This window comes from Bradyrhizobium sp. I71, assembly GCF_022354745.1.
In the GTDB taxonomy this organism is placed as follows: Bacteria; Pseudomonadota; Alphaproteobacteria; order Rhizobiales; family Xanthobacteraceae; genus Bradyrhizobium; species Bradyrhizobium liaoningense.
Genome location: NZ_CP059398.1, coordinates 7,378,776 through 7,401,598 on the forward strand (window position 1 = coordinate 7,378,776; position 22,823 = coordinate 7,401,598).

General features: G+C 64.2%; 33 protein-coding genes and 1 tRNA gene. 21 read left to right on the top strand and 13 right to left on the bottom strand.

Going from position 1 to position 22,823, the window contains the following annotated elements:
* The first annotated feature begins 27 nt into the window (after positions 1 to 27).
* Together FJV43_RS35070 and FJV43_RS35075 are read left to right on the top strand one after the other, a co-directional pair.
* Entirely contained in the window at positions 28 to 228 is a 201-nt protein-coding gene (locus FJV43_RS35070; protein ID WP_239623478.1) for a hypothetical protein, read from the top strand.
* Positions 228 to 485, top strand: a complete 258-nt coding sequence (locus tag FJV43_RS35075) for a hypothetical protein (RefSeq protein WP_239623479.1) — start codon at positions 228 to 230, stop codon at positions 483 to 485. Before FJV43_RS35070 ends, FJV43_RS35075 begins: the two co-directional genes overlap by 1 nt.
* A gap of 52 nt (positions 486 to 537) precedes the next feature.
* On the opposite strand, the gene FJV43_RS35080 is transcribed toward FJV43_RS35075, so the two are convergent.
* On the bottom strand, positions 538 to 690 hold the full coding sequence (locus tag FJV43_RS35080; protein WP_239623480.1) for a hypothetical protein: 153 nt from the start codon (positions 688 to 690) through the stop codon (positions 538 to 540).
* Positions 691 to 748: 58 nt separating this feature from the next.
* Positions 749 to 940: a DUF3072 domain-containing protein gene (locus FJV43_RS35085; RefSeq protein ID WP_239623481.1), complete on the bottom strand. Its 192-nt coding sequence runs from the start codon at positions 938 to 940 to the stop codon at positions 749 to 751.
* A gap of 89 nt (positions 941 to 1,029) precedes the next feature.
* Between FJV43_RS35085 and FJV43_RS35090 the strand changes: the two genes are divergently transcribed.
* Together FJV43_RS35090 and FJV43_RS35095 are read left to right on the top strand one after the other, a co-directional pair.
* Positions 1,030 to 1,263: a hypothetical protein gene (locus FJV43_RS35090; RefSeq protein ID WP_239623482.1), complete on the top strand. Its 234-nt coding sequence runs from the start codon at positions 1,030 to 1,032 to the stop codon at positions 1,261 to 1,263.
* The gene (locus FJV43_RS35095) at positions 1,257 to 1,484 is read left to right on the top strand and encodes a hypothetical protein (RefSeq protein ID WP_028182153.1); all 228 of its coding nucleotides are present in this window, start codon (positions 1,257 to 1,259) and stop codon (positions 1,482 to 1,484) included. The genes FJV43_RS35090 and FJV43_RS35095 overlap by 7 nt, the downstream gene beginning before the upstream one ends.
* Positions 1,485 to 2,663: 1,179 nt before the next feature.
* Here the strand turns inward: FJV43_RS35095 and FJV43_RS35100 are convergent.
* Entirely contained in the window at positions 2,664 to 2,966 is a 303-nt protein-coding gene (locus FJV43_RS35100) for a hypothetical protein (RefSeq protein WP_028182152.1), read from the bottom strand.
* A 408-nt stretch (positions 2,967 to 3,374) separates the two neighbouring features.
* On the opposite strand from FJV43_RS35100, the gene FJV43_RS35105 reads away from it, so the two are divergent.
* The 3 genes from FJV43_RS35105 (at position 3,375) to FJV43_RS35110 (ending at position 5,314) form a co-directional block, all read left to right on the top strand.
* Complete coding sequence (locus FJV43_RS35105) at positions 3,375 to 3,671, top strand: HU family DNA-binding protein (RefSeq protein WP_008558895.1); 297 nt, start codon at positions 3,375 to 3,377, stop codon at positions 3,669 to 3,671.
* A 693-nt stretch (positions 3,672 to 4,364) separates the two neighbouring features.
* A complete protein-coding gene (locus FJV43_RS37205; RefSeq protein WP_256456618.1) occupies positions 4,365 to 4,499 on the top strand; it encodes a hypothetical protein in 135 nt (44 codons plus the stop codon).
* Positions 4,500 to 5,116: 617 nt separating this feature from the next.
* Entirely contained in the window at positions 5,117 to 5,314 is a 198-nt protein-coding gene (locus FJV43_RS35110) for a hypothetical protein (RefSeq protein ID WP_239623483.1), read from the top strand.
* A gap of 11 nt (positions 5,315 to 5,325) precedes the next feature.
* Here the strand turns inward: FJV43_RS35110 and FJV43_RS37210 are convergent, their stop codons facing one another.
* Positions 5,326 to 5,454, bottom strand: coding sequence for a hypothetical protein (locus FJV43_RS37210; protein WP_256456621.1), 129 nt, complete (start codon positions 5,452 to 5,454; stop codon positions 5,326 to 5,328).
* A gap of 82 nt (positions 5,455 to 5,536) precedes the next feature.
* On the bottom strand, positions 5,537 to 5,893 hold the full coding sequence (locus FJV43_RS35115; RefSeq protein WP_239623484.1) for a hypothetical protein: 357 nt from the start codon (positions 5,891 to 5,893) through the stop codon (positions 5,537 to 5,539).
* Between the two features lie 157 nt (positions 5,894 to 6,050).
* Between FJV43_RS35115 and FJV43_RS35120 the strand changes: the two genes are divergently transcribed.
* On the top strand, positions 6,051 to 6,338 hold the full coding sequence (locus FJV43_RS35120; RefSeq protein WP_239623485.1) for a hypothetical protein: 288 nt from the start codon (positions 6,051 to 6,053) through the stop codon (positions 6,336 to 6,338).
* 79 nt (positions 6,339 to 6,417) lie between these two features.
* Here FJV43_RS35120 and FJV43_RS35125 read toward each other — a convergent pair whose 3' ends face one another.
* Positions 6,418 to 6,582, bottom strand: a complete 165-nt coding sequence (locus FJV43_RS35125) for a hypothetical protein (protein WP_162832225.1) — start codon at positions 6,580 to 6,582, stop codon at positions 6,418 to 6,420.
* 256 nt (positions 6,583 to 6,838) lie between these two features.
* Between FJV43_RS35125 and FJV43_RS35130 the strand changes: the two genes are divergently transcribed.
* The 4 genes from FJV43_RS35130 to FJV43_RS35145 all read left to right on the top strand — a co-directional run bounded on the left by FJV43_RS35130 (position 6,839) and on the right by FJV43_RS35145 (position 9,255).
* Positions 6,839 to 7,600, top strand: a complete 762-nt coding sequence (locus tag FJV43_RS35130; RefSeq protein ID WP_239623486.1) for an NAD-dependent protein deacetylase — start codon at positions 6,839 to 6,841, stop codon at positions 7,598 to 7,600.
* Between the two features lie 200 nt (positions 7,601 to 7,800).
* Positions 7,801 to 8,463, top strand: a complete 663-nt coding sequence (locus tag FJV43_RS35135; RefSeq protein ID WP_239623487.1) for a cold-shock protein — start codon at positions 7,801 to 7,803, stop codon at positions 8,461 to 8,463.
* A 116-nt stretch (positions 8,464 to 8,579) separates the two neighbouring features.
* Positions 8,580 to 9,065, top strand: a complete 486-nt coding sequence (locus FJV43_RS35140; protein ID WP_239623488.1) for a DUF192 domain-containing protein — start codon at positions 8,580 to 8,582, stop codon at positions 9,063 to 9,065.
* Positions 9,066 to 9,178: 113 nt separating this feature from the next.
* Positions 9,179 to 9,255, top strand: a tRNA-Pro gene (locus FJV43_RS35145).
* Between the two features lie 54 nt (positions 9,256 to 9,309).
* On the opposite strand, the gene FJV43_RS35150 is transcribed toward FJV43_RS35145, so the two are convergent.
* Together FJV43_RS35150 and FJV43_RS35155 are read right to left on the bottom strand one after the other, a co-directional pair.
* Positions 9,310 to 9,531: an RNA-binding protein gene (locus FJV43_RS35150; protein WP_239623489.1), complete on the bottom strand. Its 222-nt coding sequence runs from the start codon at positions 9,529 to 9,531 to the stop codon at positions 9,310 to 9,312.
* A 77-nt stretch (positions 9,532 to 9,608) separates the two neighbouring features.
* Positions 9,609 to 10,022 carry a hypothetical protein gene (locus FJV43_RS35155; protein ID WP_239623490.1) on the bottom strand — a complete coding sequence of 138 codons (414 nt, stop codon included), beginning with the start codon at positions 10,020 to 10,022 and terminating at the stop codon, positions 9,609 to 9,611.
* On the opposite strand from FJV43_RS35155, the gene FJV43_RS35160 reads away from it, so the two are divergent.
* Positions 10,015 to 10,206 (top strand): hypothetical protein, encoded by a 192-nt coding sequence (locus tag FJV43_RS35160; protein WP_239623491.1) that lies wholly within the window; start codon positions 10,015 to 10,017, stop codon positions 10,204 to 10,206. The genes FJV43_RS35155 and FJV43_RS35160 overlap by 8 nt on opposite strands.
* Before the next feature lie 300 nt (positions 10,207 to 10,506).
* Here the strand turns inward: FJV43_RS35160 and FJV43_RS35165 are convergent, their stop codons facing one another.
* On the bottom strand, positions 10,507 to 10,740 hold the full coding sequence (locus FJV43_RS35165; protein WP_239623492.1) for a hypothetical protein: 234 nt from the start codon (positions 10,738 to 10,740) through the stop codon (positions 10,507 to 10,509).
* 261 nt (positions 10,741 to 11,001) lie between these two features.
* On the opposite strand from FJV43_RS35165, the gene FJV43_RS35170 reads away from it, so the two are divergent.
* The gene (locus FJV43_RS35170; RefSeq protein WP_061881492.1) at positions 11,002 to 11,196 is read left to right on the top strand and encodes a hypothetical protein; all 195 of its coding nucleotides are present in this window, start codon (positions 11,002 to 11,004) and stop codon (positions 11,194 to 11,196) included.
* Positions 11,197 to 11,255: 59 nt separating this feature from the next.
* On the opposite strand, the gene FJV43_RS35175 is transcribed toward FJV43_RS35170, so the two are convergent.
* Positions 11,256 to 11,681, bottom strand: coding sequence for a translational machinery protein (locus FJV43_RS35175; RefSeq protein WP_239623493.1), 426 nt, complete (start codon positions 11,679 to 11,681; stop codon positions 11,256 to 11,258).
* Positions 11,682 to 11,843: 162 nt separating this feature from the next.
* Positions 11,844 to 13,019 (bottom strand): OpgC domain-containing protein, encoded by a 1,176-nt coding sequence (locus tag FJV43_RS35180; RefSeq protein WP_239623494.1) that lies wholly within the window; start codon positions 13,017 to 13,019, stop codon positions 11,844 to 11,846.
* A 248-nt stretch (positions 13,020 to 13,267) separates the two neighbouring features.
* Between FJV43_RS35180 and FJV43_RS35185 the strand changes: the two genes are divergently transcribed.
* The 3 genes from FJV43_RS35185 to FJV43_RS35195 all read left to right on the top strand — a co-directional run bounded on the left by FJV43_RS35185 (position 13,268) and on the right by FJV43_RS35195 (position 14,760).
* Positions 13,268 to 13,573 carry an ETC complex I subunit gene (locus FJV43_RS35185; RefSeq protein ID WP_008567648.1) on the top strand — a complete coding sequence of 102 codons (306 nt, stop codon included), beginning with the start codon at positions 13,268 to 13,270 and terminating at the stop codon, positions 13,571 to 13,573.
* Between the two features lie 175 nt (positions 13,574 to 13,748).
* Positions 13,749 to 14,243, top strand: coding sequence for an Lrp/AsnC family transcriptional regulator (locus FJV43_RS35190; RefSeq protein WP_239623495.1), 495 nt, complete (start codon positions 13,749 to 13,751; stop codon positions 14,241 to 14,243).
* A gap of 220 nt (positions 14,244 to 14,463) precedes the next feature.
* The gene (locus tag FJV43_RS35195) at positions 14,464 to 14,760 is read left to right on the top strand and encodes a DUF3551 domain-containing protein (RefSeq protein WP_239623496.1); all 297 of its coding nucleotides are present in this window, start codon (positions 14,464 to 14,466) and stop codon (positions 14,758 to 14,760) included.
* 94 nt (positions 14,761 to 14,854) lie between these two features.
* On the opposite strand, the gene FJV43_RS35200 is transcribed toward FJV43_RS35195, so the two are convergent.
* Complete coding sequence (locus FJV43_RS35200; protein ID WP_239623497.1) at positions 14,855 to 15,883, bottom strand: AraC family transcriptional regulator; 1,029 nt, start codon at positions 15,881 to 15,883, stop codon at positions 14,855 to 14,857.
* 112 nt (positions 15,884 to 15,995) lie between these two features.
* On the opposite strand from FJV43_RS35200, the gene FJV43_RS35205 reads away from it, so the two are divergent.
* The 4 genes from FJV43_RS35205 to FJV43_RS35220 all read left to right on the top strand — a co-directional run bounded on the left by FJV43_RS35205 (position 15,996) and on the right by FJV43_RS35220 (position 21,778).
* Positions 15,996 to 17,168: an isovaleryl-CoA dehydrogenase gene (locus FJV43_RS35205; protein ID WP_239623498.1), complete on the top strand. Its 1,173-nt coding sequence runs from the start codon at positions 15,996 to 15,998 to the stop codon at positions 17,166 to 17,168.
* A gap of 84 nt (positions 17,169 to 17,252) precedes the next feature.
* Entirely contained in the window at positions 17,253 to 18,857 is a 1,605-nt protein-coding gene (locus tag FJV43_RS35210) for a carboxyl transferase domain-containing protein (protein ID WP_239623499.1), read from the top strand.
* A 4-nt stretch (positions 18,858 to 18,861) separates the two neighbouring features.
* Positions 18,862 to 20,865 carry an acetyl/propionyl/methylcrotonyl-CoA carboxylase subunit alpha gene (locus tag FJV43_RS35215; protein ID WP_239623500.1) on the top strand — a complete coding sequence of 668 codons (2,004 nt, stop codon included), beginning with the start codon at positions 18,862 to 18,864 and terminating at the stop codon, positions 20,863 to 20,865.
* 1 nt (position 20,866) lies between these two features.
* Entirely contained in the window at positions 20,867 to 21,778 is a 912-nt protein-coding gene (locus FJV43_RS35220; protein ID WP_239623501.1) for a hydroxymethylglutaryl-CoA lyase, read from the top strand.
* A gap of 106 nt (positions 21,779 to 21,884) precedes the next feature.
* Here the strand turns inward: FJV43_RS35220 and FJV43_RS35225 are convergent, their stop codons facing one another.
* On the bottom strand, positions 21,885 to 22,811 hold the full coding sequence (locus FJV43_RS35225) for a dihydrodipicolinate synthase family protein (RefSeq protein ID WP_239623502.1): 927 nt from the start codon (positions 22,809 to 22,811) through the stop codon (positions 21,885 to 21,887).
* Positions 22,812 to 22,823: the final 12 nt, after the last annotated feature.

Consider the following 22,823-nt stretch of genomic DNA (forward strand, 5'->3'; position numbering starts at 1 on the left):
CACCAAAGGTCGCGCCGACCAAACGCCATGGCCGCCCTCGTTGCAGAGCTCCTGTTTGACCTCGTCAGATGCCTCGTTGGTGGCTGGCTGAGACAGGCTGCGGTGGCCATCTGTGCGTGGCTCGATACGAAGATCCACGGCCGTGCTGCACGCTTTGTCGTGGGCGGCCTTCTCGGGATCGCCGCCTATTTCCTCATTCCCGTTATCGCCGGCTTGCTGGGATTGTGATGTACTCCGTGAAGATGAGCCTCATCATCGCATTCGCAATCGGGGCGTTCATCTCCTCAGCGCTCCTCGTCGCGGAGCCGTTAACCGACTTCGCGTTCCTCTCGCTGGAGTGGCCGGGCATCACCGCAGCGTATTTTTTCTGGGGAGCGGTCGGAGGATCCACCTTCCTCGGCGTAGCCATTTGCTGGGGCGTGAATGCACTGACCTACGGCCTGGGTGCTTTCGTCATTCTCAGCGCCTTCAAGGCGCTGAGGTAAGCATGAAGCGCTGGCTCCGATGTGAGCAGCGCGAAGGCGGATCAGACGAGCTTTACGCCGCCTTCTCGTTAGCCTTCGCGATGATCTCGACTTCGAAATAGCCCATGTCGCGGAGCTCGGCGGCCTTCTTCTCGGCCGCTTCCCTGGTGTCGCGCTTCAAAATGATCTGGCCCGCTCCGTCGCGGGCGCAAACGAAATAAGGCATTTTCGATTCCCAATTTCGTTTGCATACACATGGCTCCGGATTCCCGCAAGAATACGGGTCACCGCTCCAGCCCGGCCTTTTGCCGCATCTCGTCGATCAGCTCCGAGGCCTCGGCCTTGGTCAGCTCCTCCTCGGGCAGGTCCTGATGCGCCTGCTCGGCGAGGGTCTTGAGGTAGGATTCCTGGGCTCCCGTCATCGGGTCGTCCCCGGAAACCCAATCCTTCGGTTCCTTCCGGGTGTTGTCCGCCATCGAAAATCTCCTTTTCCGTCAAACGTCGGACTCGACTCTTCGTTCCGTTTTTGTTCTCTTTGGCCATATTCAAATCGCGAGGGCTGAACATGCCGGACCTGGACTTTGTCAGGCGGGAGATCGAACGGATGCGCATCCAGATTGGCAGGCAGAGAAAGGAGATCCTGGAGCTGCAGCGGGCGGGCGTCGGGACGGCCTCGGCCGAAGCGCTGCTGTCGCGGATGGAGGCGAAGGTTGAAAATCTGTGCGCCCAGCGTGACGCGCTGAGGAGCGCGGAGCCGCATCACAACAAGGGCAGGGTGCTTGGCGGGAGGACATGGTGAGCAGGCGCTGGTTCGACGACGAGAGGGAGCTGTCGCCCTTCCTGACCGCGCTCGAGGACGTTCGTAGAAAGGCGACGCGGGAAGGGTGGTGCTACGCCCACGTCCAGGCCATCATCGTGGCCATCGACCAGTACGCGGAGGCCGCGACAGGCAACCGCGAGTATTTTTTGAACAAGCCGGTTTCAATCGGCGACAGCCGGAAGGCCGCGGATATTCCGTGATCGGCTGTGCCCTCGTATCGTTGCTCGTGCATCGCATCGGGGCACGTCGCCGGCGTCGACGCGCCGTTCGAGATGCGACGCGCCGTCAAGCTGCACGGCTCGAATTGCGATGATGGTGCTCCCAGTTGCAGCTGTTCGCCATGAGCGGCCGCAAGCTGGAAGAGTGGCCATGGCCGGTGGCGCGCAGGCGTGGCCGTCATCGCACTGTCTTCTGCGCTCCCCGTTACGACGGCAGGGCTATCGCAATTGAGAAACTTTCCCTGCGGCCATCCTTCGAGACGCCCGCCTTTGGCGGGCCCTCAGGATGAAGACCGAGTGCGTGACAGCAGTTTCCGGAAGCAAAGATGCCGCTCAGCCTCATCCTGAGGAGACCGCAAGGCGGTCGTCTCGAAGGACGAGGCGCTCGCTCAGGCGCCGCCAGGAACTCATATGCGATGGCCCTGGTTACGACGGGGAGCACGCAGCAACGAAACACGTGCTCGTCGTTGCGCCGATCAGCGTGGCGAGACCGAGGAGGAGGACGCTGACCTGGTCCGGCGGAGCGAAGCGGCCTTCCTCGGCGGAGAAGTCCTTCGCGTTTTGCCGGGCTTCGGACGCGCTTCGGGTGCAATCCCGTTCTGCTCGTCGAATTGCTTCAACCAGGCCTGGATGTATCTGGGGTCATCGGGACAAAGCCGTTCCAGCAAACGAAGGTTCTGCGCTCTGAATTCCACAAGGGTTTTCGGCATAACTCCTCCTCAAAAGCCTGCCCGCCGAAAAGGTGCTTCGGGAGGGGAGCCGGGTCAACGGCAAAGAGAGGCTTGAAATTCCGGACGAGCCGATGCAGCGCGAGCGCGCCAAAAAGCGAAAACCCCGCCTGGGGGAAGCGGGGTTCTCTGTCGGGGGTGAAGCTTGGGGACGCTTCAACTGTAAGACGCGCGAGCCGGCGGAAAGTTCAAAAGAAAATCCACAGCCGGACTTGCCGGGCAAGCGCATAAGGCTTCATTCGCGAGCTGAGCGCGCGCCCCGTCGGTCGTGCCTTGCGGCGAGAGCGGCACATTCGCACCAGCGACTAAAGCGCGATGCGACCAGGATGAATCGTCATCGCGCTTCAGGTTGTTGTTCAAGCATGACCTCCGCGCAAACGCGTTCCGCGTTTGTCGCGAGGGAGAACCGCTGCGCACTTCTCCGGATCATGCTTTAGGCCGCAAGCCGGTGGTCGACAGGTGTCGTCAGGAACTTGAGCGCTTCTGCATGCGCGAGGTCGGGAACCGCAATGGCGGTGTGGCTGTACATCGCATGCGTCCGCGACTTCGCAATCCCGTCCAGGATCTCGCGGCCCTTGATGACGTGGAGACCCATGCCTTCTTCAGTAGGAAAGATCGCCAGCACCACGTCGTAGGCCGCGATGACGGCCCTGAGCGCTTCGGCCTTGTCTTCGGCGACCTCGACAAAAATACGAACATCAGCCGCGAGTTCACGCAGCTCGTCAAAATCCAGCACTGTGGGATACTCCAACGCAACGAACCTGATTGGAGCTTGGCCTCGTTAGGTTACTGAAGTGTCAACGACGCCGGCCGAGCCACAGGTTTCACGTGCAGGTGACACAGCAGGCGGATCAAGAAGAGTCTCGACAGCGAAAACCCCGCCTGGGGGAAGCGGGGCTCTCTGGCGGGGAGGCTTGGGGACTTCAATCCTAAGACGCGCCAGCCGCCGAATGGTTCAAAAAGAGAGCGGGCATCGTTCACAGGAGGAAGGGAGCCCCTGAGAACCCGTGCTTGCGTTTTCGGCCTCGATGGGTTCTAAGCCCGGACACTTCATGACCTCTGGCATGAATCAGCAGCGCGCCCCCGCGGTCCGGCCGCGTCCTCAGCAGGAATTGCGCGCGCCCCCATTCAAAGGAATTCAGACATGGCGAAGATGACGAAGACCCAATTGATCGATGCAATTGCCGAGGGCACGCAGCTTTCGAAGAACGACGTGAAGTCGGTGATCGAGTACATGGCGACGGTCGGCTACAAGGAGCTCAATGAATCCGGTGAGTTCGTCATTCCCGGCTTCGTGAAGATGTCGGTCGTGAACAAGCCGGCGACCGAAGCCCGCATGGGCATCAATCCCTTCACCAAGGAGCCGATGCAGTTTGCGGCGAAGCCCGCCAGCAAATCGGTCAAGGCCTCGCCGCTGAAGGTCGCCAAGGACGCCGTCTGAGGCGCAGGCGACATCGTTGCGGCGGGCACTGCCGTAAGGCCGCGCGACGAGCAATGGCTGAAGAGGTGGTGCTCGGCGAAGGCGACGCCGAACATCACCGGACGATCAGGACAAACCATAGGGAGCGCCGGTCGCTCTGGCCGGGCAGGCTCTGCGGCTGCAAGCAGCGCCGACCGACCGAGGTTTCGTTCTCACAGACCTCGCAGATCATCGGCTCTCCATGACGAAGCTCGCGATGCCGGCTTCCATGGGGAGCGGCTGCGCCGCACCGTTGCCGGCCCGCTGGATTCCGGCCGGTCGATGCGCAAGGGCGAGGCTTCGTTTCGCTAGCATGCAATCCGCGCCCGTCGCCAAGTCACCGACTTCAAGAGATCACCGACTTCAAGAGAAAAGCCCCGCGCTTTCGCGCGGGGCTCTCTTGGCTGACGGCGTTGGGATTTCAGCGCCTGGCCGCCAACCGGATTCCAAACTTAAGGTTGAAAATCTAAAAGGCAACAGCGCCGCGGTGACGGAGTATGTTCGTCAGGCGGCGCTGCCGTGTGACTGGGCGCTGAAATCCCCAGCTTCCGTAAGTCCATGCCGCTCCGAAAAGGTTCAACGCGAGGCCAGCGAAATTTAGCCGGAGGGGCTGGACTTTTTGTTCTCTTTTTGTTCTAGTGTGGGTCGCCTTGGGAGACTTTTGGGAGGTGACTCATGACTGTCGAAAAACAGCGCGAAGTGATCAGGCTCTGGAACGAGCTCAGGAAGCTCGAGGGGCCTGCCGCAGAAGAGCTCCGCATCCAGATCCTCGAATGCTTCTCCAAGGAGAAGGCGAAGCGGGCGGCTTGATCAGTGTCGACGACACGCGGCAGCCCGCGAGCGCGATCGCGTTCTGTCGGCTCGCGCTCGATTTGCCGCTGAAGAGTTTGCCCGCAAAGGGCTGTGCCGACGAAGGTGCGAGAGTTCGCGCTTTCATCGATCGTTAGGATTCGCTCCGCACCGGTTTTCGCGACTCCGATTCGTTCTTCGAGAACGAAATGGAGTCGGATGCAGAACAGGGGCGCTTCGCTGCGGCGTTGCGGCCGCGCGCGTCAGAAACGAGACGGAGTGATGCCTGGCCCCGCGCGTGTCTTCTCCGAATGCGCGAGGCGTGGAAGCGGCATCAATGCCGGCTATTCTGATCGAGGTCGCAAAGTGTTTGTTAAGAACTGCTCCGTGCCCATTTCTGCGATTCCGATTCGTTCTTCGAGAACGAAATGGAGTCGAAGCCGGAACAAAGTCGGTCGGTCTGTCGCCTGTCCCGACGGCAGAGGTGCCGCCTCTGATGTGCCTAACGAGTGCTTGCGCGGACGCCGATAACCCTATTCGGTTAGGTTAAAAGCCCAATCGCGTTGCGCTTGCTGCGGGCTGGGGTAGGTGTCTGGCAAAGACGAGCAAGAAGCGACTTTGCCAAGAAGCAATTTGTCATGACGCCTTTTTCGACGCCGTCCTTCTACCAAGGCGACCGGTACACCTACCGGCGCGTCGCCGTCGTCGGCACGCTGTTCTGTCTCGCTTTCGTGGTGATCAGCTTCTCGCTGCGGCCGCAGGCCGAAGACACGCGCGTGGCGGTCAAGGCCGACAGGCTGGTGCGCACGGCGGGCCAGGCGGCGCACGCCAACTAAAGCGCGATGCGTTAGCGTTCGTCGCTATAGATGCGATCGTCGGCCGGCGACCGCGGGCAAGCGACGCCGCCGCGCGAGGCGAGCGCCACGAAGCCGGCATAGCCGGACAGGTTGAGCAAGACTTCGAGCCACGCGGGCATGTCGGGCCTCTTTCCTTCCACTCAGCGTGAGGAAGGACTCAACGTCCGCGCGCAATCCTGGTTCCTTGCTCCCGAAAGGAACTCAAACCGGCGAGGAGGGGTCGAGCCGGCGGCCGAGGGCCGCGACGGATTCGCTCGACGGCTGCTCCTTCAGGAACTCGGCGATTGCCCGTGCCAGTTCGCCGTCGCTCATCGGCGTCGGCGGCGGGCGCAGGGTGCCGACACCGAAGCTGCGGACGATCTCGTCGTAATGCTGATCGTCGGATCTGGGAACCAACCTGCGAATACGGGCCAGCAAAGCGGATAATGGCAAAAATTCCTCCTCGATCGTCCGCCCCGCTGGCAGCAATTGCGGTCTGCTGCCATTGGCTCCCGTGAAACTGAAAAACCCCGCCAGCATCGCGGAGATACTGACGGGGTCTTCGTGCTGTTGCCTCAACCCGGATGGCGGAGGCTCCCGCACTTGGCAAATCAATCCGCGTCCGGCGATTTCGTTCCCCTCGCATCAACGGTTTTTGACCGCGCCGGGTTTCCGCGGGTTGCGCAACCATCGCGCGCGCTCGCGGTTATCTCCGCAAGACGCGAAGGAGAGGAGCATGAAGAAGACATTGGCAGTTCTGGCCACGATCACGGCCGTCGGCGTGACCGCCGTCGCGGCGCCTGCGCCGGCCGAGGCGCGCGGTCGCGGCATCGGCCCGGGCCTCGCGTTCGGGCTAGCCGCCGGCGCCATCACCGCGGGCGCGGTCGCAGCCTCCCGACCGTATGGCTATTACGGTCCTGGTTACGGCTATTATGGCGGCCCGAGCTATTATTACGGGCCGGGTCCGTACGCCTATTACGGCGGCGGGCCGTACTACCGCCATCACCACTGGCGCCATTGGTAGCCGCCAATAGCGAAAAGCCCGGAGCGTTGCTCCGGGCTTTTTTCATTCGCATGTCCTCGCGCTTGCCTGCGCGGCGATGCTATGGCCAGAGCGATGGCCGTTCCACCTTGCGGGCGTTCTCCAGCGTCGACACGAAGTATTCTTCGCGCTCGCGCTTGAACTTCTCCTGCGTAGCACGGAAGGCGGCGACCCGGGCGGCGATCTCATCGCGCTCGCGCGCTTTGCGTTCTTCGTCTTCGGTCATGTGAAAATCCCCTCCACACCTGAGTATGTGCACATGTGAACTCAAGCGCTGCCGCCGCAATCACGTTGAGTCGCGTCAACACATCCATTGGCGCTTCTGAATGGGGCGTCAATGGGGAGGAGGCATTGCAGGATTGTGATAAGCGAAGGCCGGAAGAAAAAGTTGCCGAGCGCGTTGCGTTCGCGCTTGATAAGTACGTCAGCGATCTTGTCGCTTGTGCATATTGCTGTCAGGCCAAACGAGTCGGGAGGCGCGATTGATCGCATCGGATCTTCAGAGCGGCGTCGAGCGGCTCGGCGACATGATCGCCGAGGCCAGGACCATCGTGCCGTTCACCGGCGCCGGCATCTCGACCGAATGCGGCATTCCCGACTTCCGCTCGCCGGGCGGAATTTGGACGCGCAACCGTCCGATCCCGTTCGACGAATTCGTCGCGAGCCGGGAGGCGCGCAACGAATCCTGGCGCCGCCGCTTCGCGATGGAGGAGGTGTTCGCAGCAGCGAAGCCCGGCCGCGGCCATCGCGCGCTGGCCTCGCTCTACCGCGCCGGCAAGGTTCCCGCCGTCATCACCCAGAACATCGACAATCTGCACCAGGCCTCGGGTTTCGCCAGCGAGCACGTGGTTGAACTTCACGGAAATACCACTTTTGCGAGATGCATCGGATGTGGGCAGGCCTATCCGCTCGACTGGGTGAGGCGCCGTTTCGACGACGATGGCGCGGCGCCCAATTGCACGGCATGCGACGAGCCGGTGAAGACCGCCACGATCTCCTTCGGCCAGATGATGCCGGACGACGAAATGCAGCGCGCGACCGCGCTGTCGCAATCCTGCGACCTCTTCATCGCGATCGGTTCCTCGCTCGTGGTCTGGCCGGCCGCGGGCTTTCCGCTCATGGCCAAGCGCGCCGGTGCACGTCTGGTGATCATCAACCGCGAGCCGACCGAGCAGGACGACATCGCCGACCTCGTCATCCATCACGACATCGGCGAGGCGCTCGGTCCCTTCGTCGGCAATTGAGACGAATCAATTTGATTCGCGGCGATGCAAGCTGTTCATAGGTTCCGGCGAATCTCTTTTTTGTCTATGCCTCTCAACCGGGAGTGTTATCTTTTGAGTCGGAAGATTCGCGTCGCGTCGAGTTGAGAACATTTTCAAAAGACGCGTGATTCGAGCGCCGCCAATGGGGCGGGTGGCATGGCAGTGTGGGATCCGGGGTTATGGGGTCGTCGGACGGATTTGAGTCCAAGAAGCTCGGAGTTCCCGGGCAGGGAGTATCGCCCGGGCGGATGACGCCGGGCGAGCACGGCGGTGCCGGCCGCGACAGCGGGCTCAGCCCCTTCAGCGGGCTCGGTGAGACCAGCGCCAATCTCGTCGAGGTCCGTGGCGTCATCAAATGGTTCGATGCCTCCAAAGGCTATGGCTTCATCGTTCCTGACAATGGCTGGCCCGACGTGCTCCTGCACGTGACCGTGCTCAGGCGCGACGGCTTCCAGACCGCTTATGAAGGCGCCCGCATCGTCGTCGAGTGCATTCAGCGCACCAAGGGCTACCAGGCCTTCCGCGTGGTCTCGATGGACGAGTCGACCGCGATCCATCCGGCGCAGATGCTGCCGCCGCGCACCCACGTCACGGTCACTCCGACCAGCGGGCTGGAACGGGCCCAGGTCAAATGGTTCAACCGGCTGCGCGGCTTCGGCTTCCTGACCTGCGGCGAGGGCACGCCCGACATTTTCGTGCACATGGAGACCCTGCGCCGCTTCGGCATGACCGAACTCAGGCCGGGCCAGTACGTCCTGGTCCGCTTCGGGCCCGGCTCCAAGGGCATGATGGCGGCCGAGATCCATCCCGAGACCGGATCGCCGGGATTGCAGTCGCACTGAACACAACCAGTTCTCGCGATCGTGAGCAGAGGCGTGCCGGCTGGCCGGCGCGCCTCTTTCTTTTCCGATGGCCGCCGCGTAAGGACTTGCCCAGTCCCCCACGCCTCGAGAGCCCCATGAATTCTGATCGAAAGGCCGCCTGGTCCGCTGCGCAGGGCTGGCTTGCCGCCATCCTCGTCATCATCGGCTGTGTCGTCACCAGTGCGCCCGTCGGCGCCGCCAGCTTCCAGCCGCTCGAGATCGTCACCAAGAACGGCGTGCAGGTGTTCTCCGTGGAAATGGCAACGACCGCGGAAGAGAAGGAGACCGGCCTGATGTATCGCAAGGAGCTGGCAGACGGCAAAGGCATGCTGTTCGACTTCAATCCCGAGCAGGAGATCTCGATGTGGATGAAGAACACTTACGTCTCGCTCGACATGATCTTCATCCGCGCCGACGGCCGCATCCTGCGCATCGCCGAGAACACCGAGCCGCTGTCGACGAAGATCATCTCGTCCCGGGGGCCGGCCCGGGCCGTGCTGGAGGTGGTGGCGGGAACGGCGCAGAAGTACGGCATCCGTCCCGGTGACCGCGTCGGCCACCCCCTGTTCGGCAGCAAATAGGTGCGGGCGAGGCGATTGCCGGCCTTGCTGGCGCCTTTTGGAAGCTTGCTGGCGCCTTCTGGAAGCTTGCTGGCGCCTTGGGAAGCGTGTATCGACGGGGCTCGCCGGACATTCGGGGTATAGCGCAGCCTGGTAGCGCGGCAGTTTTGGGTACTGCAGGTCGTTGGTTCGAATCCAGCTGCCCCGACCAGTCCCGAGGAGGCTCGCAGGGCATGGGATCGCAAACCTGCGACCGCAACTCCGCTCAGAACAGCAGCCAGTCAACAAGCCGCCAGGCGACCCAGGCGAGGGCGCAGATCCAGCCCAGCATTGCAATCCCGGCCACGCCAAGTCCGCAGAGCGGCAACAGCGAGCTTCCGGTCTCCGGGACGTCGGATAGTTTCTCGGTCGTATCGATCTGGCTCACTGCTCCCCCTTGCCATGCGGCCTGCTCATCATTGGTCTCGGCTCGCTCGCAGAAATTCACCGGCTGCACTCCTGCTCACACGGACGTGAGACGAGACCACTGTCCGTCCATGGCGGGCGCGCGCTGATCGTTGACATTCACGGACGCCTCGCGATCGGTGGGAAAAACCTGCAACGCACGATGCTGCGTTTGGTTGCTCCGGCCGAGCCCCTAAAATAAAAGGCCTGCCGGGCCGAATTTTTCGTAGGGCCGCGCCTGCTTTGCGGGCCGTGTGCGTTGAAGGGAGGATCGGGGGCGCTTTGCCCAATGTCTCCTTCGAGCGAGGTCTCCATGTCGATCAGCGCGATTGCATCCACCACCGCGGCCGTGACGACGTCCGTACCGGCCGCGACGGCGTCGTCGTCTGCGGCATCCTCAACGTCGGCGGCTTCGTCGACGGGGGCCGCCTCATCGACCTCGTCGGAATCGTCCTCGCAATCGGCGGGTGGAAGCTCGGGATCGGGCGGCGGCGGCTCAGCCAAGACCATCGTCAGCGAGGTCTCCATGACCATCGACGGCGTCACCACCACCACCATCACCTATTCCGACGGCACCACAGAGGTCGAGACCTCCGCGAGCACGCAAGGCAGTCAGGGCAGTTCGTCCGGGCAGACCTACAACGCGCAAGGCGCGCTCGGGACCAATGCCCAGAACGCGTCCGGCAGCGCGTCCAGCGCCACGTCCCAGTCGGCTTGATCGCCGAGGCGGGGCAGGCGGCGCATTGCGTCGTGCGCCGTTTGCGAGAGGTCTTCCGAGCCCTTCGAAGCCAAGACCTTCGAAGCCTTGGCGTTCATAGCTTGCGCCACACGACTTCTGCGCGATTTTTCAAGGCGCTGGTGAGGGGCCGCGCGGCGCAGAATTGCCAAAGATTCATCGAACCTTTGGGCGTCGCCACCGACACATGTGTGTTGGGGATTTCAGCGCCCAATGCCTAACGGACGCCGCCAAGCGATGATATTGCGCTTGCGCGGCGTTGCGCTTTTCCGGCCGGGCCGGTCAGCTCGACGCGTGCCAGCCGGGTGGAAACGGCAGCAACGGCCAGATCGCCTCGTTGTCGTTGGCGGCGTTCAACCGCTCTTGCGGCGGCGTCTTCACCACTGACGCTGGCGGCATCATTCGCAGCGCGAGGCGCAGAGATGCGCATTGCAGTTTCATTATTGTCATCCCGGCACGTCGATGATTTCCAAACGTCCGGTCGTTTTCAAAGTTCGACGTCAGCTGGAAAATCAACGTGCGTCTGAAACAGCGTTCGTTCTCAAATCACATGCAGTCTAGAAAACCCGGCGCCAGCTTACAACCGATCTCGCCGCTCCATCCCAAGAAGTAAGGTTGATCGGTTAGGTTAAAGGCGAGCGTTTGTTGCGGCCGTCCGGGGGGCTGTTATCAAGGTCTGTCCCGGCTCGCGATGGGCGGCCTTCGATCCGTGCGACCACAGGTCACGGTTCGTCGCGGCGCCCGTCGGTTGAGTTCTGCGCCAGCGAGTTCCGCCACATGTCTCTTGATCGCAACCTCAAGACCATTGGTCCGCAGTCCAGCTGGACCGATATCTGGCACCTCTGGACAGTGATCGTGCCGCGCCGCTCCATCAATGGGCAGTTCGTGGTCGGCAAGGTCTGGCGCCGCCGCGACGGCCGCGACTGGATCTACAAGAAATTCACCGAGTTCGACGGCGAAGAGGCGGCCTGAATCGCGCTGAGACCGGGACGAGACATCATCGCGCCCCGGGCTGTTGAGGCCGTGCAGTCCTAACCCGAGTGCCGCTCGCCTGTTGCCGAGCCCGGTGTCTGCACGCGCGGCAGCGGCATTTTGAAGTGACGCTTCGCATAGGCGACGATCTCGGCGTCCGAGGGATGATCGGCCGCTTCCACCGCGACGATCCGCTTGGCCAGATCGGCTGCGCTCGCGCGAATGTGGCTGGCAAGCTCTGTCTTCGCGCTCGCCGGACCGATGATGAGGATCTCGCCGGCGTCGGCGAGGGCTTTGGTCACCTCGGTGTAGAATGCCTTGTCGGGAGCTGCATGGCCGCTGCCGATCGCATTGGCCTTGTGATGAAGATGGCGTGTCGCCAGATGCGGATGCAGCGTGATTTCGTCCGAGCCGCCGAGGCCGAAATGGAAGATCCTGGCCTGCGAGTGGTCGATCCATATCACGGCGTGGAAATGAGAGGGCATGGGTTCGGGCCTTGTGCGAGAGGAGTCCGCCGCGGTCGGCGCGGCGGCGCATGTCGCGGCGACAATATGCGGGACGGCGTCGCCTCTGTTGACCCAAGTCAATTCGATCCCGGCCCGACAAGCGGGGCAACGGAGGCCTCGCGCTCCGAAGGCGGCGCCCGCTCAGGCCGCCTTCGTCGCGGCTGCCCCCGGCTTCGGCGGTGGCGGCTTCAGCGGCTTGTCCTGCTTCTTCGACCACGAGATGTAATAGGCCACCGTCGTCATGATCGCGATGCCGGCGACGCTGACGAAGATCTGCGCGAGCAGCGAACCCGAGCTCATCGACAGCTCGAAATGGCCGACGAACGACAGGAACACGCCGACGCAGAACACGGCGAGCGACTGCTGGCCGCAGACGATCAAGGGATCGAACACCCTCCACTCCAGCCCCGGCCACTCCTTCGGCACGAAGCGGATCACCAGGATCACGATCACCACGAAATGGAGGAAGCGATACGGCGCAAGGTTGGTCTTGTCATTCGGGTTGAAGGCCGAGAACAGCCATTCCGGGAACATGCCGCCGAGGGTGGGGAAGCGGCCGGCCATGGTCATGACCAGCGCGAACAGGAGATAGAAGAGGCAGACCCACAGTGTGATCGGCGAATTGATCAGCGTCATCGAACGGCGTGCCCCGCCCATCGCGCACCAGGCGCCGAACACGAACAGCACCTGCCAGCAATAGGGGTTGAAGTACCACTGACCGGCCGGATAGGCGGTCAGGTTCAGGCCATAATGGCGCGCGGCCAGCCACAGCACGATCGACAGGACCATCGTCAGGTCGGGCTTGCGCAGCATGAACCACAGCACGGGCGGAAACAGGCCCATCAGCACGATGTACAGCGGCAGCACGTCGAGATTGAGCGGCTTGAAGCGCAGGAACAGGCCCTGGCGCAACGTCTCGGTGGCATTGTCGACGAGGCCGGCGACGTTGAACTCGTTGATCATCTCGGAATCGCCGAAGCGCAACGCCAGATAGCTGATCGAGGCGATGTAGATCACGAACAGGATGATGTGGGCGACATAGAGCTGCCAGACCCGCTTGGTCAGCCGCGTGGCACCGACGATGAAGCCGCGCTCCAGCATCATCCGCGCATAGACGAAGGAGGCGGTATAGCCGGAGATGAAGACGAACAGGTCGGCCGCGTCGGAAAAGCCGTAGTTGCGGGTCGTGATCCAGTTCACGACGTTGTCGGGGATATGGTCGAGAAAGATCGCCCAGTTCGCGACGCCGCGAAACAGGTCGAGCCGGAGATCGCGGCCCTTGTCGGGAAGCGTTGCACTGATGTTCAGGAAGGCCATGCGACGGGAGCTCTCGAAGAGATCGGATAGGCTGATGAGGCAGTGCCGCCGGGCGGGATCCCGGCGCCGAAGGCAGGTACGGAATTGTCACGGTGCAGCATAATGACTATACCGTTGGCGAGGGGCCGGGGGGCCGGAATCACCGATCAAGTCCCGATCGGTTTCTCTATACTATCCCTGAGGTTTCCACCAACTGCCACCGTGACGCATCGAAATCGAACGAAAAGACGAAGAGGCCCGGACCAGTCATGACCGCACGCATTTTCAAGCCTGCCAAGAACGCGATGCAATCCGGCCGGTCCAAGACGAAGGAATGGCAGCTCGATTACGAGCCGGAGCAGCCGCGCTCGGTCGAGCCGCTGATGGGCTGGACTTCGTCCGGCGACATGAAGCAGCAGATCACGCTGCGCTTCCACAGCAAGGAAGAGGCGGTCGCCTATTGCGAGCGCAAGGGTATCGCCTACCAGGTCATCGAGCCCCAGGAATCGATTCGCCGGCCGGTCGCCTATGCGGACAATTTCTCGTTCCGCCGCGGAGAGCCCTGGACGCATTGAGGGGCAGGCGGCGTCTGCCGTTGCGGGCCGGCGTGAAGGAACGTGGATGGTCGGGAGGCATCCCCCCTGTACGTTTAACGTCGCACCCGGCGCCGGGCCCCCGGGTTCTGCCCTTGGCATCAATTCCGCCACGTGCTTCGCTGCCTCGCGTGACGAGCTCATGGCGAGGCGGGGTATGGCGGGGCGTGACCAGCTCGACGGCGTCGATCTGAAGATCTTATCCGAGCTGCAGCAGGACGGGCGGGTGCGCAACAACGAGCTGGCGCTGCGCGTCGGCGTGTCCGCGCCGAACTGCCTGCGGCGGTTGAAATCGTTGTTCAGCCGCGGCGTGATCCGGGCGGTGCGCGCCGTCATCGACGAGCGGCGGCTCGGTTATGAGGTGGTGTCGTTCGTCTCGATCCAGCTCGGCAGCCAGGCTCAGCCGGTGCTGGAGGCGTTCGAGACCTCGATATCCGCGATCCCGCGCATCCAGCAATGCTGGCGGATTTCCGGCGACACCGACTATCTGCTCAAATGCGTGGCGCCGAGCGTCGAGAGCATGCGCCAGCAGCTCCTGCATTTCGCGGCGATGCCCGATGTGAAGAACGTCCGCAGCTTCCCGGTGCTCGGCGTCGCCAAGGATGTGCCGTTGCCGTTGCAGGAGGCCGCCGCGGCTGCGCCGGCAGGATAGGATCGGAAATGCTCTCGTGCGGCCAAACCAGGATTTCATGCAATCCGAACCGAAATGCATGAGTCACTCACCTAACTGTGACATGTGATTTGGGAAGCCCTGCAATGCGCTGAGCCGTGATTGCCGGTTCCCCTGCGCCGCCTAAATGCGAGGTGCGAACCCTCAGCGTGTTGGCATGCCGAGGCCTCTTTTGTGGGACCCTGAAGCAGGAAAAGACACCATGACATCGATTTCGAAGACGTTCGTCGCATCCGCTGCGACGCTGTTTGCATCCGCGTTTCTCATGATGACCGCACCGGCAGCGCAGGCGGAAGACTACTGCATCACCAACGGCGCTCAGGCCGCTCACGGCTGCGGCTATCCGACGATGGAAGCGTGCCGCGCCGCGGCGGGCGGTATCGGCGGCACCTGTTCGCAGAGCGGCGGTGCGAAGGCCTCGAACGACGCGTTCGCCCAGCAGCCGAAGCAGACCCGCTCGCGCAAGCTCCGGTCGGGCGGCCAGACCAACTCGAACTAACGTCGCCAGTCGAGACCGGTTCAGAGATGTTGCGGCCTCCGAGATCCATCTCGGGGGCCGCAATTCATGACGACCACGCAGCGCACGCGCTCGCTTACCGGTACCGGCCGCGAAACTCGCGCGGGGAGGTCCCGGTCCAGCTGCGGAAGGCGCGCGAAAAGCTCTTTTCGTTGCGGAATCCGGCGATCTCCGCGATGCGCTTGATCGGCGTGCGGCCGCGCATCAGCTCCTGCTTGGCGAGCTCGAACTTCGCCTCTTCCTTGAGATCGCGCAGCGAGGTTGCCTCCTCGCGCAGGCGCCGGTGCATGGTGCGGGTGGACAGCGCCAGCTCGCGCGCGACGTCCTCGGCGCCGAGAATGCGCCCGCGCGCATTGCGGAGCACGCGGCGCACGCGCTCGACCAGCAGCCGGTCGCGCCGGTAGGGCAGCACGGTCAGCCGCAACGCGCCCTTGAGCATGTTGTCGAGATCGGCCGCGCTGCGCGTGAGCGGCAGCGACAGATAGTGCTTGTCGAAGATGATGCTGGCGCGGTCCGCATCGAAGCGGACGGCCCGGCAAAAGATGGTCGGATAGACCGAGACGTGTCCGGGCTGCGGGTAGGGGAATTCAGCCGCGCGGAGCGCGATCCGGGAATCGACGGCCCAGCACGAGAAGCCGAGCACGTAGCGGAACAGGGTGACCAGGCAGAACTCGCGGCAAGGCCCGAGATCGCGTCGCTCACGGATCGACACGACCGCGGTCTCTTCGCCGAGCTCGAGATCGAGCAGCACATCCTCGGTGACCAGTCGGTGATGCCGGCACCAGCGCTTGAGTGCGACCTCCAGCGTCGGCGCGGTGATCGAGGCGCGGCACAGCATGCCATAGGTGCCCCAAGGCAGTCGCCGCGAGAACCAGCCGAGCGCCTCGTCGTCGAGCTCGCGCATGGCATGGCCCGCCAGCGCCTCGAATTGGGCGGCGGTGACCCGTCCGTCCGGAGAATTGACCAGGTCCGGCGCGACCTGGCCCCGGTTCAATGCCTCCGCGGGATCGCGGCCGTATCGCTCATAGGCGGCGACCACGCCGCGGACGAAGGCGGCGGGGGTGACGGCGCGGCGCGGGATCGCGGTGGCGGCTTGAAAAGGCATCGGAAATCCCTCCTGAAAATCCTCGCCAAGTTTGGCGGAAAATGCAACCTTTTCGACTGCAAGAGGGCCGGGACCGGGCTAGGTTCGGACCCCAAAATACGGAGGAATCGCCTTGAACATCCCGAGCATCGATTTCGATCTGGGCGAAGACATCGGCATGCTGCGCGACACGCTCCGCGCCTTCGTGGAGGCGGAAATCACCCCGCGCGCGGCCGATATCGAGAAAGCCAATCTGTTCCCGGCAGACCTGTGGAAGCGCTTTGGCGATCTCGGCCTGCTCGGCATGACCGCGCCGGAGCAGTATGGCGGCTCCAACATGGGCTATCTCGCCCACATCGTCGCCATGGAGGAGATTTCGCGCGGCTCGGCTGCGGTCGGGCTGTCCTACGGCGCCCATTCCAACCTCTGCGTCAACCAGATCCGCCGCAACGGCAACGACGCCCAGCGCCAGCGCTATCTGCCCAAGCTGATCTCCGGCGACTATGTCGGTGCGCTCGCGATGTCCGAGCCCGGCGCGGGGTCCGACGTCGTCTCGATGAAGCTGCGCGCCGACAGGCGCGGCGACCGCTACGTGCTCAACGGCTCCAAGATGTGGATCACCAATGGCGGCGATGCCGACGTGCTGGTCGTCTACGCCAAGACCGATCCGGACGCCGGCCCGCGCGGCATGACCGCCTTCCTGGTCGAGAAGGGTTTCCAGGGTTTCACCCACGGCCAGCATCTCGACAAGCTCGGCATGCGCGGCTCCAACACCTATCCGCTGTTCTTCGACGAATGCGAGGTCCCCGAGGAGAACGTGCTCGGCAAGGTGGGCGAGGGCGTCAAGGTGCTGATGTCCGGCCTGGACTATGAGCGCGCGGTGCTCTCCGGCGGCCCGCTCGGGATCATGGCGGCCTGCATGGACGCGGTCGTGCCCTACATGCACGAGCGCAAGCAGTTCGGCCAGCCGATCGGCGATTTCCAGCTGATGCAGGGCAAGCTCGCCGACATGTATTCGACCTGGCAGGCCACGCGTGCCTATGTCTACGCCGTGGGCCGCGCCTGCGACCGCGCCGACCACGCGCGCAGCTTGCGCAAGGATGCCGCGGCTGCGATCCTCTATTCCGCGGAGAAGGCGACGTGGATGGCGGGTGAGGCGATCCAGGCGCTCGGCGGGGTCGGCTATACCAGCGAATTCCCGGTCGGACGCCTGTGGCGCGACGCCAAGCTGTACGAGATCGGCGCCGGCACCTCGGAGGTTCGCCGCATGCTGATCGGTCGCGAGCTGATGGCCGAGACGGCCTAGATCCTGCACGCAATTGGAATTGCCGCGAGGCTGGTCCAACCTGCTCGCGGCCTCTCGTCAGATCACCAGATACGCGGGACTTTCATGCCGCTCCATTCCAGCATCGATCCGTCTTCATCCGACTTTGCGCGCAACTCCGAAGCCATGCGCGCGCTCGTCGCTGACTTGCGCGAAAAACTCAGCCAGGTCGCCGGCGGCGGCGGCGAGGTCTCGCGCAACCGCCACACCGCGCGTGGCAAGATGCTGGCGCGTCAGCGCGTCGATCTGCTGGTCGATCCCGGTACCTCGTTCCTGGAGCTGTCGCCGCTCGCGGCCTATGGCCTCTATGGCGGCGACGTGCATTCGGCGAGCGTCGTCACGGGGGTCGGGCGCATCTCGGGCCGCGAATGTGTGATCGTCGCCAACGACGCCACCATCAAGGGCGGCACCTATTACCCGATGACGGTGAAGAAGCATCTGCGTGCGCAGGACATCGCGCGGCAGAACAATCTTCCCTGCGTCTACATGGTCGATTCCGGCGGCGCCTTCTTGCCGTTGCAGGACGAGATCTTCCCGGACGAGCGGCACTTCGGCCGCATCTTCTACAACCAGGCGCAGATGTCCTCGCAGGGAATCCCGCAGATTGCGATCGTGATGGGCTCCTGCACCGCCGGCGGCGCCTATGTGCCGGCGATGTCCGACGAGAGCATCATCGTGCGCAATCAAGGCACCATCTTCCTCGGCGGCCCGCCGCTGGTGAAGGCTGCGACCGGCGAGGTGGTGAGCGCGGAGGAGCTCGGCGGCGCCGACGTGCACTCGCGCCAGTCCGGCGTGACCGATCACTATGCCCAGAACGATGCCCATGCGATAGGCATCGCGCGGCGCATCGTCGGCACGCTGAAGCCGTCGGCGCGGCCGAACCTGAACATGCATCCGCCACGCGAGCCGCTGTTTGCGGCGGAGGAGATCTACGGCGTGGTGCCTGTCGACGGCAGAAAACCGTTCGACGTGCGCGACATCATCGCGCGCGTGGTGGATGGCTCCGAGTTCGACGAATTCAAGAAACTCTACGGCACGACGCTGGTGTGCGGCTTCGCCCATATCTGGGGCTATCCGGTCGGCATCATCGCCAACAACGGCATCCTGTTCAGCGAGAGCTCGCTGAAGGGCGCGCATTTCATCGAGCTGTGCTGCCAGCGCGGCATTCCCCTGGTGTTCCTGCAGAACATCACGGGCTTCATGGTCGGCAAGAAATACGAGGCCGGCGGCATCGCGCGCGACGGCGCCAAGCTGGTGACGGCGGTCGCGACCGCCTCCGTGCCGAAGTTCACCGTCGTGATCGGCGGCTCCTACGGCGCCGGCAATTACGGCATGTGCGGCCGCGCCTACTCGCCGCGTTTCCTCTGGATGTGGCCGAACGCGCGCATTTCGGTGATGGGCGGCGAGCAGGCCTCGATGGTGCTGAGCCAGGTCCGCCGCGACAATATCGAGGCCAAGGGCGACAGCTGGTCGAAGGAAGCGGAAGACAAGTTCCGCGAGCCCATCCGCGCGCAATATGAGAGCCAGGGGCACCCCTATTACGCGACCGCGCGCCTGTGGGACGACGGCGTGATCGACCCGGCCGACACCCGCCTCGTGCTCGGCCTTGGCCTCTCGGCGGCATCGAATGCGCCGATCGAACCGACGAAATTCGGCCTGTTCAGGATGTGATGCGATGGACCGTTCCAAGCTCTACCGGCGTTTTCGCACGCTCCTGATCGCCAACCGGGGCGAGATCGCCTGCCGCGTCATCCGCACCGCCCGCGCCATGGGCCTGCGCACGGTCGCGGTCTATTCCGAGGCCGACCGCGACGCGATGCATGTCGCGCTCGCGGATGAAGCCGTGCTGCTCGGGCCGGCGCGCGCCCGCGACAGTTATCTCAATGTCGAGCGGCTGATCGAAGCCGCGCGCAAGACCGGCGCCGAGGCCGTGCACCCCGGCTACGGCTTCCTGTCCGAGAACGCCGAATTCGCGCAGGCCTGCTTTGACGCGGGGCTCGTTTTCGTCGGGCCCACCGCCGAAATGATGACTGCGATGGGCTCGAAGTCCGGCTCGAAGGCGCTGATGGAGAAGGCCGGCGTGCCGCTGGTGCCTGGCTATCACGGCGAGGCCCAGGACGAGGCAACGCTGTCGAAGGCGGCGGACAGGATCGGTTTCCCCATCCTGGTGAAAGCCTCCGCCGGTGGCGGCGGACGCGGCATGCGGATCGTGCGTTCGGCGGCCGAGCTTGGGCCCGCGATCGTCAGCGCCAAGCGCGAGGCTCTGGCGGCGTTCGGCGATGACCGCATGCTGATCGAGAAGTATGTCGACAATCCCAGGCATATCGAGGTGCAGGTGATTGGCGACAGCCACGGCAATCTGCTCTCGCTGTTCGAGCGCGAATGCACGCTGCAGCGCCGGCACCAGAAGGTGATCGAGGAGGCGCCATCGCCGACCCTCAATGCCGCGCAGCGCGAGGCGGTCTGCGCCGCCGCGCGAAAGGCGGCCGGAGCGGTGAATTATGTCGGCGCCGGCACGATCGAGTTCGTCTCCGACGGCAAGGACGTGTTCTTCATCGAGATGAACACGCGTCTGCAGGTCGAGCATCCCGTGACCGAGCTGATCACCGGCATCGACCTCGTCGAGTGGCAGCTGCGCGTCGCCTTCGGCGAGGCGCTGCCGCTGAAGCAGGACGAGATCCGGCTCAACGGCCATGCCGTCGAGGCGCGCGTCTATGCGGAGAATCCCACCAAGAACTTCATGCCGTCGGTCGGCAGGATCTCGACCTGGCGGTTGCCGGCGGAAGCCGGAGGCTTGCGCATCGACGCCGGCTATCGCGAAGGTGATGCGGTCTCGCCGTACTACGACGCCATGCTGGCCAAGATGATCGCCTGGGCGCCGACGCGGGACGTCGCGATCGAGCGGCTCAATCGGGGACTGGAAGAGTCCGACGTCCGCGGCATCGTGACGAACATCCCGTTCCTGTCGGCGCTGATGACGCATCCCAAGGTGCGCACGAATGCGATCGACACCGGCTTCATCGAGCGCGAGCTGGCGGTCCTGACACAGGCCGCACCGGCGCCCGGAGAGCTCGAGCTTTGCGCCGCGGTGGCTGCGATCCTCAATGACGAGCGACAGGCCGCACGTGCGCAGGCGAATTCGCCCTGGCAGACCTTCGGCTGGCAGCCGGTCGGCCGCCGTCAGCGCTGCTTTGCCTTCCGCGTCGGGCACGGGCCGGAGCAGAAGATCACGCTGAATTACGGGAGTGGCCCCTCGACGCTGGTGATCGGCGAGCGCGAGCTGGCGTTCACGACCACGGCGAAGGAAGGCGGCTTCGACTTGACGCTGGACGGTGTCAAATCGTCGGTCGCGGCCGTGATCGACGGCCATGAGCTTTACTTGCGCACGCGCAACGGCCGGTTCGACCTGCACTGGGTCGATCCGTTCGGCGGCGAGAGCGAGGAGCAGGCCGGCGAGGACAAGATCGCGGCGCCGCTGCCGGGCACGGTCGTCGCCGTGCTCGCCGAGGAGGGGGCGAAGCTCGAGAAGGGCGCGCCGATCCTGACGCTCGAGGTCATGAAGATGGAGCAGACGCTGCGCGCGCCCTTTGCCGGCGTGCTGAAGTCGATCAGGTGCAAGGTCGGCGACATCGTCCAGGAGGGCGTCGAGCTCGCCGTGGTCGAGCCTTCCGGAGAGTGACATGAGCGATCCCGTCCGCATCATCGAAATGGGGCCGCGCGACGGTCTCCAGAACGAGAAGACGCCCGTCGGCGTCGAGGCCCGCATTGCCTTCGTCGAGGCGCTGGTCGCGGCCGGCCTCCATACGGTCGAAGTCGGCGCCTTCGTCTCGCCCAAGGCGATCCCGCAGATGGCTAGCTCGGACGCGGTTCTGCGCGGCGTCAGCCACATCAAGGGCGCCGAATTCCACGTGCTGGTGCCGAACGAGAAGGGCTATGACGCCGCGCGTGTCGCGGGCGCCGAAGTGGTCTCGGTGTTTGCGGCGGCCTCGGAAGGGTTTTCGCGCGCCAACATCAACTGCACGGTTGCGGAGTCCATCGAGCGCTTCAAGCCGGTGCTGGCGCGCGCCAAGGCCGATGGCGTGAAGGTGCGCGGCTATATCTCCTGCGTGCTCGGCTGCCCCTTCGACGGCGAGATCAAGCCGAAGGCGGTCGCCGATCTCGCCAGCACGCTGTTCGAGCTCGGCTGCTACGAGATCTCGCTCGGCGACACCATCGGGGTCGGCACGCCATCCAAAGCGAAGGAGATGCTGCGCGCGGTCAGTGCCAGCATCCCTCCCGCGAGGCTCGCGATGCATTTCCACGACACCTACGGCCAGGCGCTCGCCAATCTCTATGCAGGGATGGAAGAGGGCGTGCGCGTCATCGACAGCGCTGCGGGCGGCCTCGGCGGCTGTCCCTATGCACCGGGCGCGACCGGCAACGTCGCGACCGAGGACGTCGTCTACATGCTCGAAGGCATGGGGATCAGGACCGGCGTCGACATGGACAAGCTGCTGGCGGCCACCAACGCGATGAGCGGCGTGCTCGGCAAGCCGCCCGTGAGCCGCGTGGCGTCCGCGCTGAACGCGAAGAGGAAGCGAGCTGTCTCCTAGTTCTCCGTCATTGCGAGCGCAGCGAAGCAATCCAGGATCCCTCCGCGGAAACACTCTGGATTGCTTCGTCGCAAGAGCTCCTCGCAATGACGACGGAGAGCCTTCCTCAGGCGGCCTTCAGCCCGACATCCGGCAGGCGCGGCCGGTTCTTGAGCGCCTTGGCCATCATCGCCTCGACCTCGGCCTTTTCCTGCGGCAGCAGCGCCAGGCGGGGCGGGCGCGTCAGTGCGGTGCCGCGGCCCATGATGTGCTCGCACAGCTTGATGCACTGGACGAGGTCCGGGCGTGCATCGAGGTGCAAGAGCGGCATGAACCATTCGTAGAGCGGCATCGCCTCGGCGAAACGCCCCGCCTTGGCGAGGCGGAACAGCGTCTCGCCCTCGCGTGGGAAGGCGTTCGACATGCCGGAGACCCAGCCGACGGCGCCCATGGCGACGCTCTCGACGATGACGTCGTCGAGGCCCGCGAACAGCACGAAGCGGTCACCGACCATGTTGCGGGTGTCGATGAAGCGCCGCGTGTCGCCCGAGGAATCCTTGAAGCAGACGACGGTCTCGACGTCGGCGAGCGAGGCCAGGATGTCGGGGGTGACGTCGTTCTTGTAGATCGGCGGATTGTTGTAGAGCATCACCGGCAGGTCGGTGGCGCTGGCGACGGCGCGGAAATGCGCGGCGGTCTCGTGCGGCTTGGAGGAATAGACCAGCGCCGGCATCACCATCACGCCGTCGATGCCGATGCGCGCGGCTTCCTTGGCGGTCTCGACGGCGAAGGCCGTAGTGAATTCGGCGATGCCGCACAGCACGGGCACCCGGCCGGCCGCGACCGACTTGGCGGCTTCCATGATCGCGATCTTTTCCTTGCGCTCGAGCGAGGTATTCTCGCCGACCGAGCCGCAGACGATGAGGCCGGATACGCCGTCGCGGATCAGCCCGTCCATGACCTTGGCGGTCGCGTCGATATTGAGCGACAGATCGTCGTTGAACTGCGTGGTGACGGCCGGGAAGACGCCTTCCCAGGAGATGCGTGGGCTCATTGCTTGGCTCCG

Excerpts from the sequence above, each read along its gene's own strand:
- FJV43_RS35070 (WP_239623478.1), top strand. The coding sequence starts at position 28 with ATGGCCGCCCTCGTTGCAGAGCTCCTGTTTGACCTCGTCAGATGCCTC.
- FJV43_RS35075 (WP_239623479.1), top strand. The coding sequence starts at position 228 with ATGTACTCCGTGAAGATGAGCCTCATCATCGCATTCGCAATCGGGGCG.
- FJV43_RS35080 (WP_239623480.1), bottom strand. The coding sequence starts at position 690 with ATGCCTTATTTCGTTTGCGCCCGCGACGGAGCGGGCCAGATCATTTTG.
- FJV43_RS35085 (WP_239623481.1), bottom strand. The coding sequence starts at position 940 with ATGGCGGACAACACCCGGAAGGAACCGAAGGATTGGGTTTCCGGGGAC.
- FJV43_RS35090 (WP_239623482.1), top strand. The coding sequence starts at position 1,030 with ATGCCGGACCTGGACTTTGTCAGGCGGGAGATCGAACGGATGCGCATC.
- FJV43_RS35095 (WP_028182153.1), top strand. The coding sequence starts at position 1,257 with ATGGTGAGCAGGCGCTGGTTCGACGACGAGAGGGAGCTGTCGCCCTTC.
- FJV43_RS35105 (WP_008558895.1), top strand. The coding sequence starts at position 3,375 with ATGGCGAAGATGACGAAGACCCAATTGATCGATGCAATTGCCGAGGGC.
- FJV43_RS37205 (WP_256456618.1), top strand. The coding sequence starts at position 4,365 with ATGACTGTCGAAAAACAGCGCGAAGTGATCAGGCTCTGGAACGAGCTC.
- FJV43_RS35110 (WP_239623483.1), top strand. The coding sequence starts at position 5,117 with ATGACGCCTTTTTCGACGCCGTCCTTCTACCAAGGCGACCGGTACACC.
- FJV43_RS37210 (WP_256456621.1), bottom strand. The coding sequence starts at position 5,454 with ATGCCCGCGTGGCTCGAAGTCTTGCTCAACCTGTCCGGCTATGCCGGC.
- FJV43_RS35120 (WP_239623485.1), top strand. The coding sequence starts at position 6,051 with ATGAAGAAGACATTGGCAGTTCTGGCCACGATCACGGCCGTCGGCGTG.
- FJV43_RS35125 (WP_162832225.1), bottom strand. The coding sequence starts at position 6,582 with ATGACCGAAGACGAAGAACGCAAAGCGCGCGAGCGCGATGAGATCGCC.
- FJV43_RS35135 (WP_239623487.1), top strand. The coding sequence starts at position 7,801 with ATGGGGTCGTCGGACGGATTTGAGTCCAAGAAGCTCGGAGTTCCCGGG.
- FJV43_RS35140 (WP_239623488.1), top strand. The coding sequence starts at position 8,580 with ATGAATTCTGATCGAAAGGCCGCCTGGTCCGCTGCGCAGGGCTGGCTT.
- FJV43_RS35160 (WP_239623491.1), top strand. The coding sequence starts at position 10,015 with ATGACCATCGACGGCGTCACCACCACCACCATCACCTATTCCGACGGC.
- FJV43_RS35155 (WP_239623490.1), bottom strand. The coding sequence starts at position 10,022 with ATGGTCATGGAGACCTCGCTGACGATGGTCTTGGCTGAGCCGCCGCCG.
- FJV43_RS35170 (WP_061881492.1), top strand. The coding sequence starts at position 11,002 with ATGTCTCTTGATCGCAACCTCAAGACCATTGGTCCGCAGTCCAGCTGG.
- FJV43_RS35175 (WP_239623493.1), bottom strand. The coding sequence starts at position 11,681 with ATGCCCTCTCATTTCCACGCCGTGATATGGATCGACCACTCGCAGGCC.
- FJV43_RS35180 (WP_239623494.1), bottom strand. The coding sequence starts at position 13,019 with ATGGCCTTCCTGAACATCAGTGCAACGCTTCCCGACAAGGGCCGCGAT.
- FJV43_RS35185 (WP_008567648.1), top strand. The coding sequence starts at position 13,268 with ATGACCGCACGCATTTTCAAGCCTGCCAAGAACGCGATGCAATCCGGC.
- FJV43_RS35190 (WP_239623495.1), top strand. The coding sequence starts at position 13,749 with ATGGCGGGGCGTGACCAGCTCGACGGCGTCGATCTGAAGATCTTATCC.
- FJV43_RS35195 (WP_239623496.1), top strand. The coding sequence starts at position 14,464 with ATGACATCGATTTCGAAGACGTTCGTCGCATCCGCTGCGACGCTGTTT.
- FJV43_RS35200 (WP_239623497.1), bottom strand. The coding sequence starts at position 15,883 with ATGCCTTTTCAAGCCGCCACCGCGATCCCGCGCCGCGCCGTCACCCCC.
- FJV43_RS35210 (WP_239623499.1), top strand. The coding sequence starts at position 17,253 with ATGCCGCTCCATTCCAGCATCGATCCGTCTTCATCCGACTTTGCGCGC.
- FJV43_RS35215 (WP_239623500.1), top strand. The coding sequence starts at position 18,862 with ATGGACCGTTCCAAGCTCTACCGGCGTTTTCGCACGCTCCTGATCGCC.
- FJV43_RS35220 (WP_239623501.1), top strand. The coding sequence starts at position 20,867 with ATGAGCGATCCCGTCCGCATCATCGAAATGGGGCCGCGCGACGGTCTC.
- FJV43_RS35225 (WP_239623502.1), bottom strand. The coding sequence starts at position 22,811 with ATGAGCCCACGCATCTCCTGGGAAGGCGTCTTCCCGGCCGTCACCACG.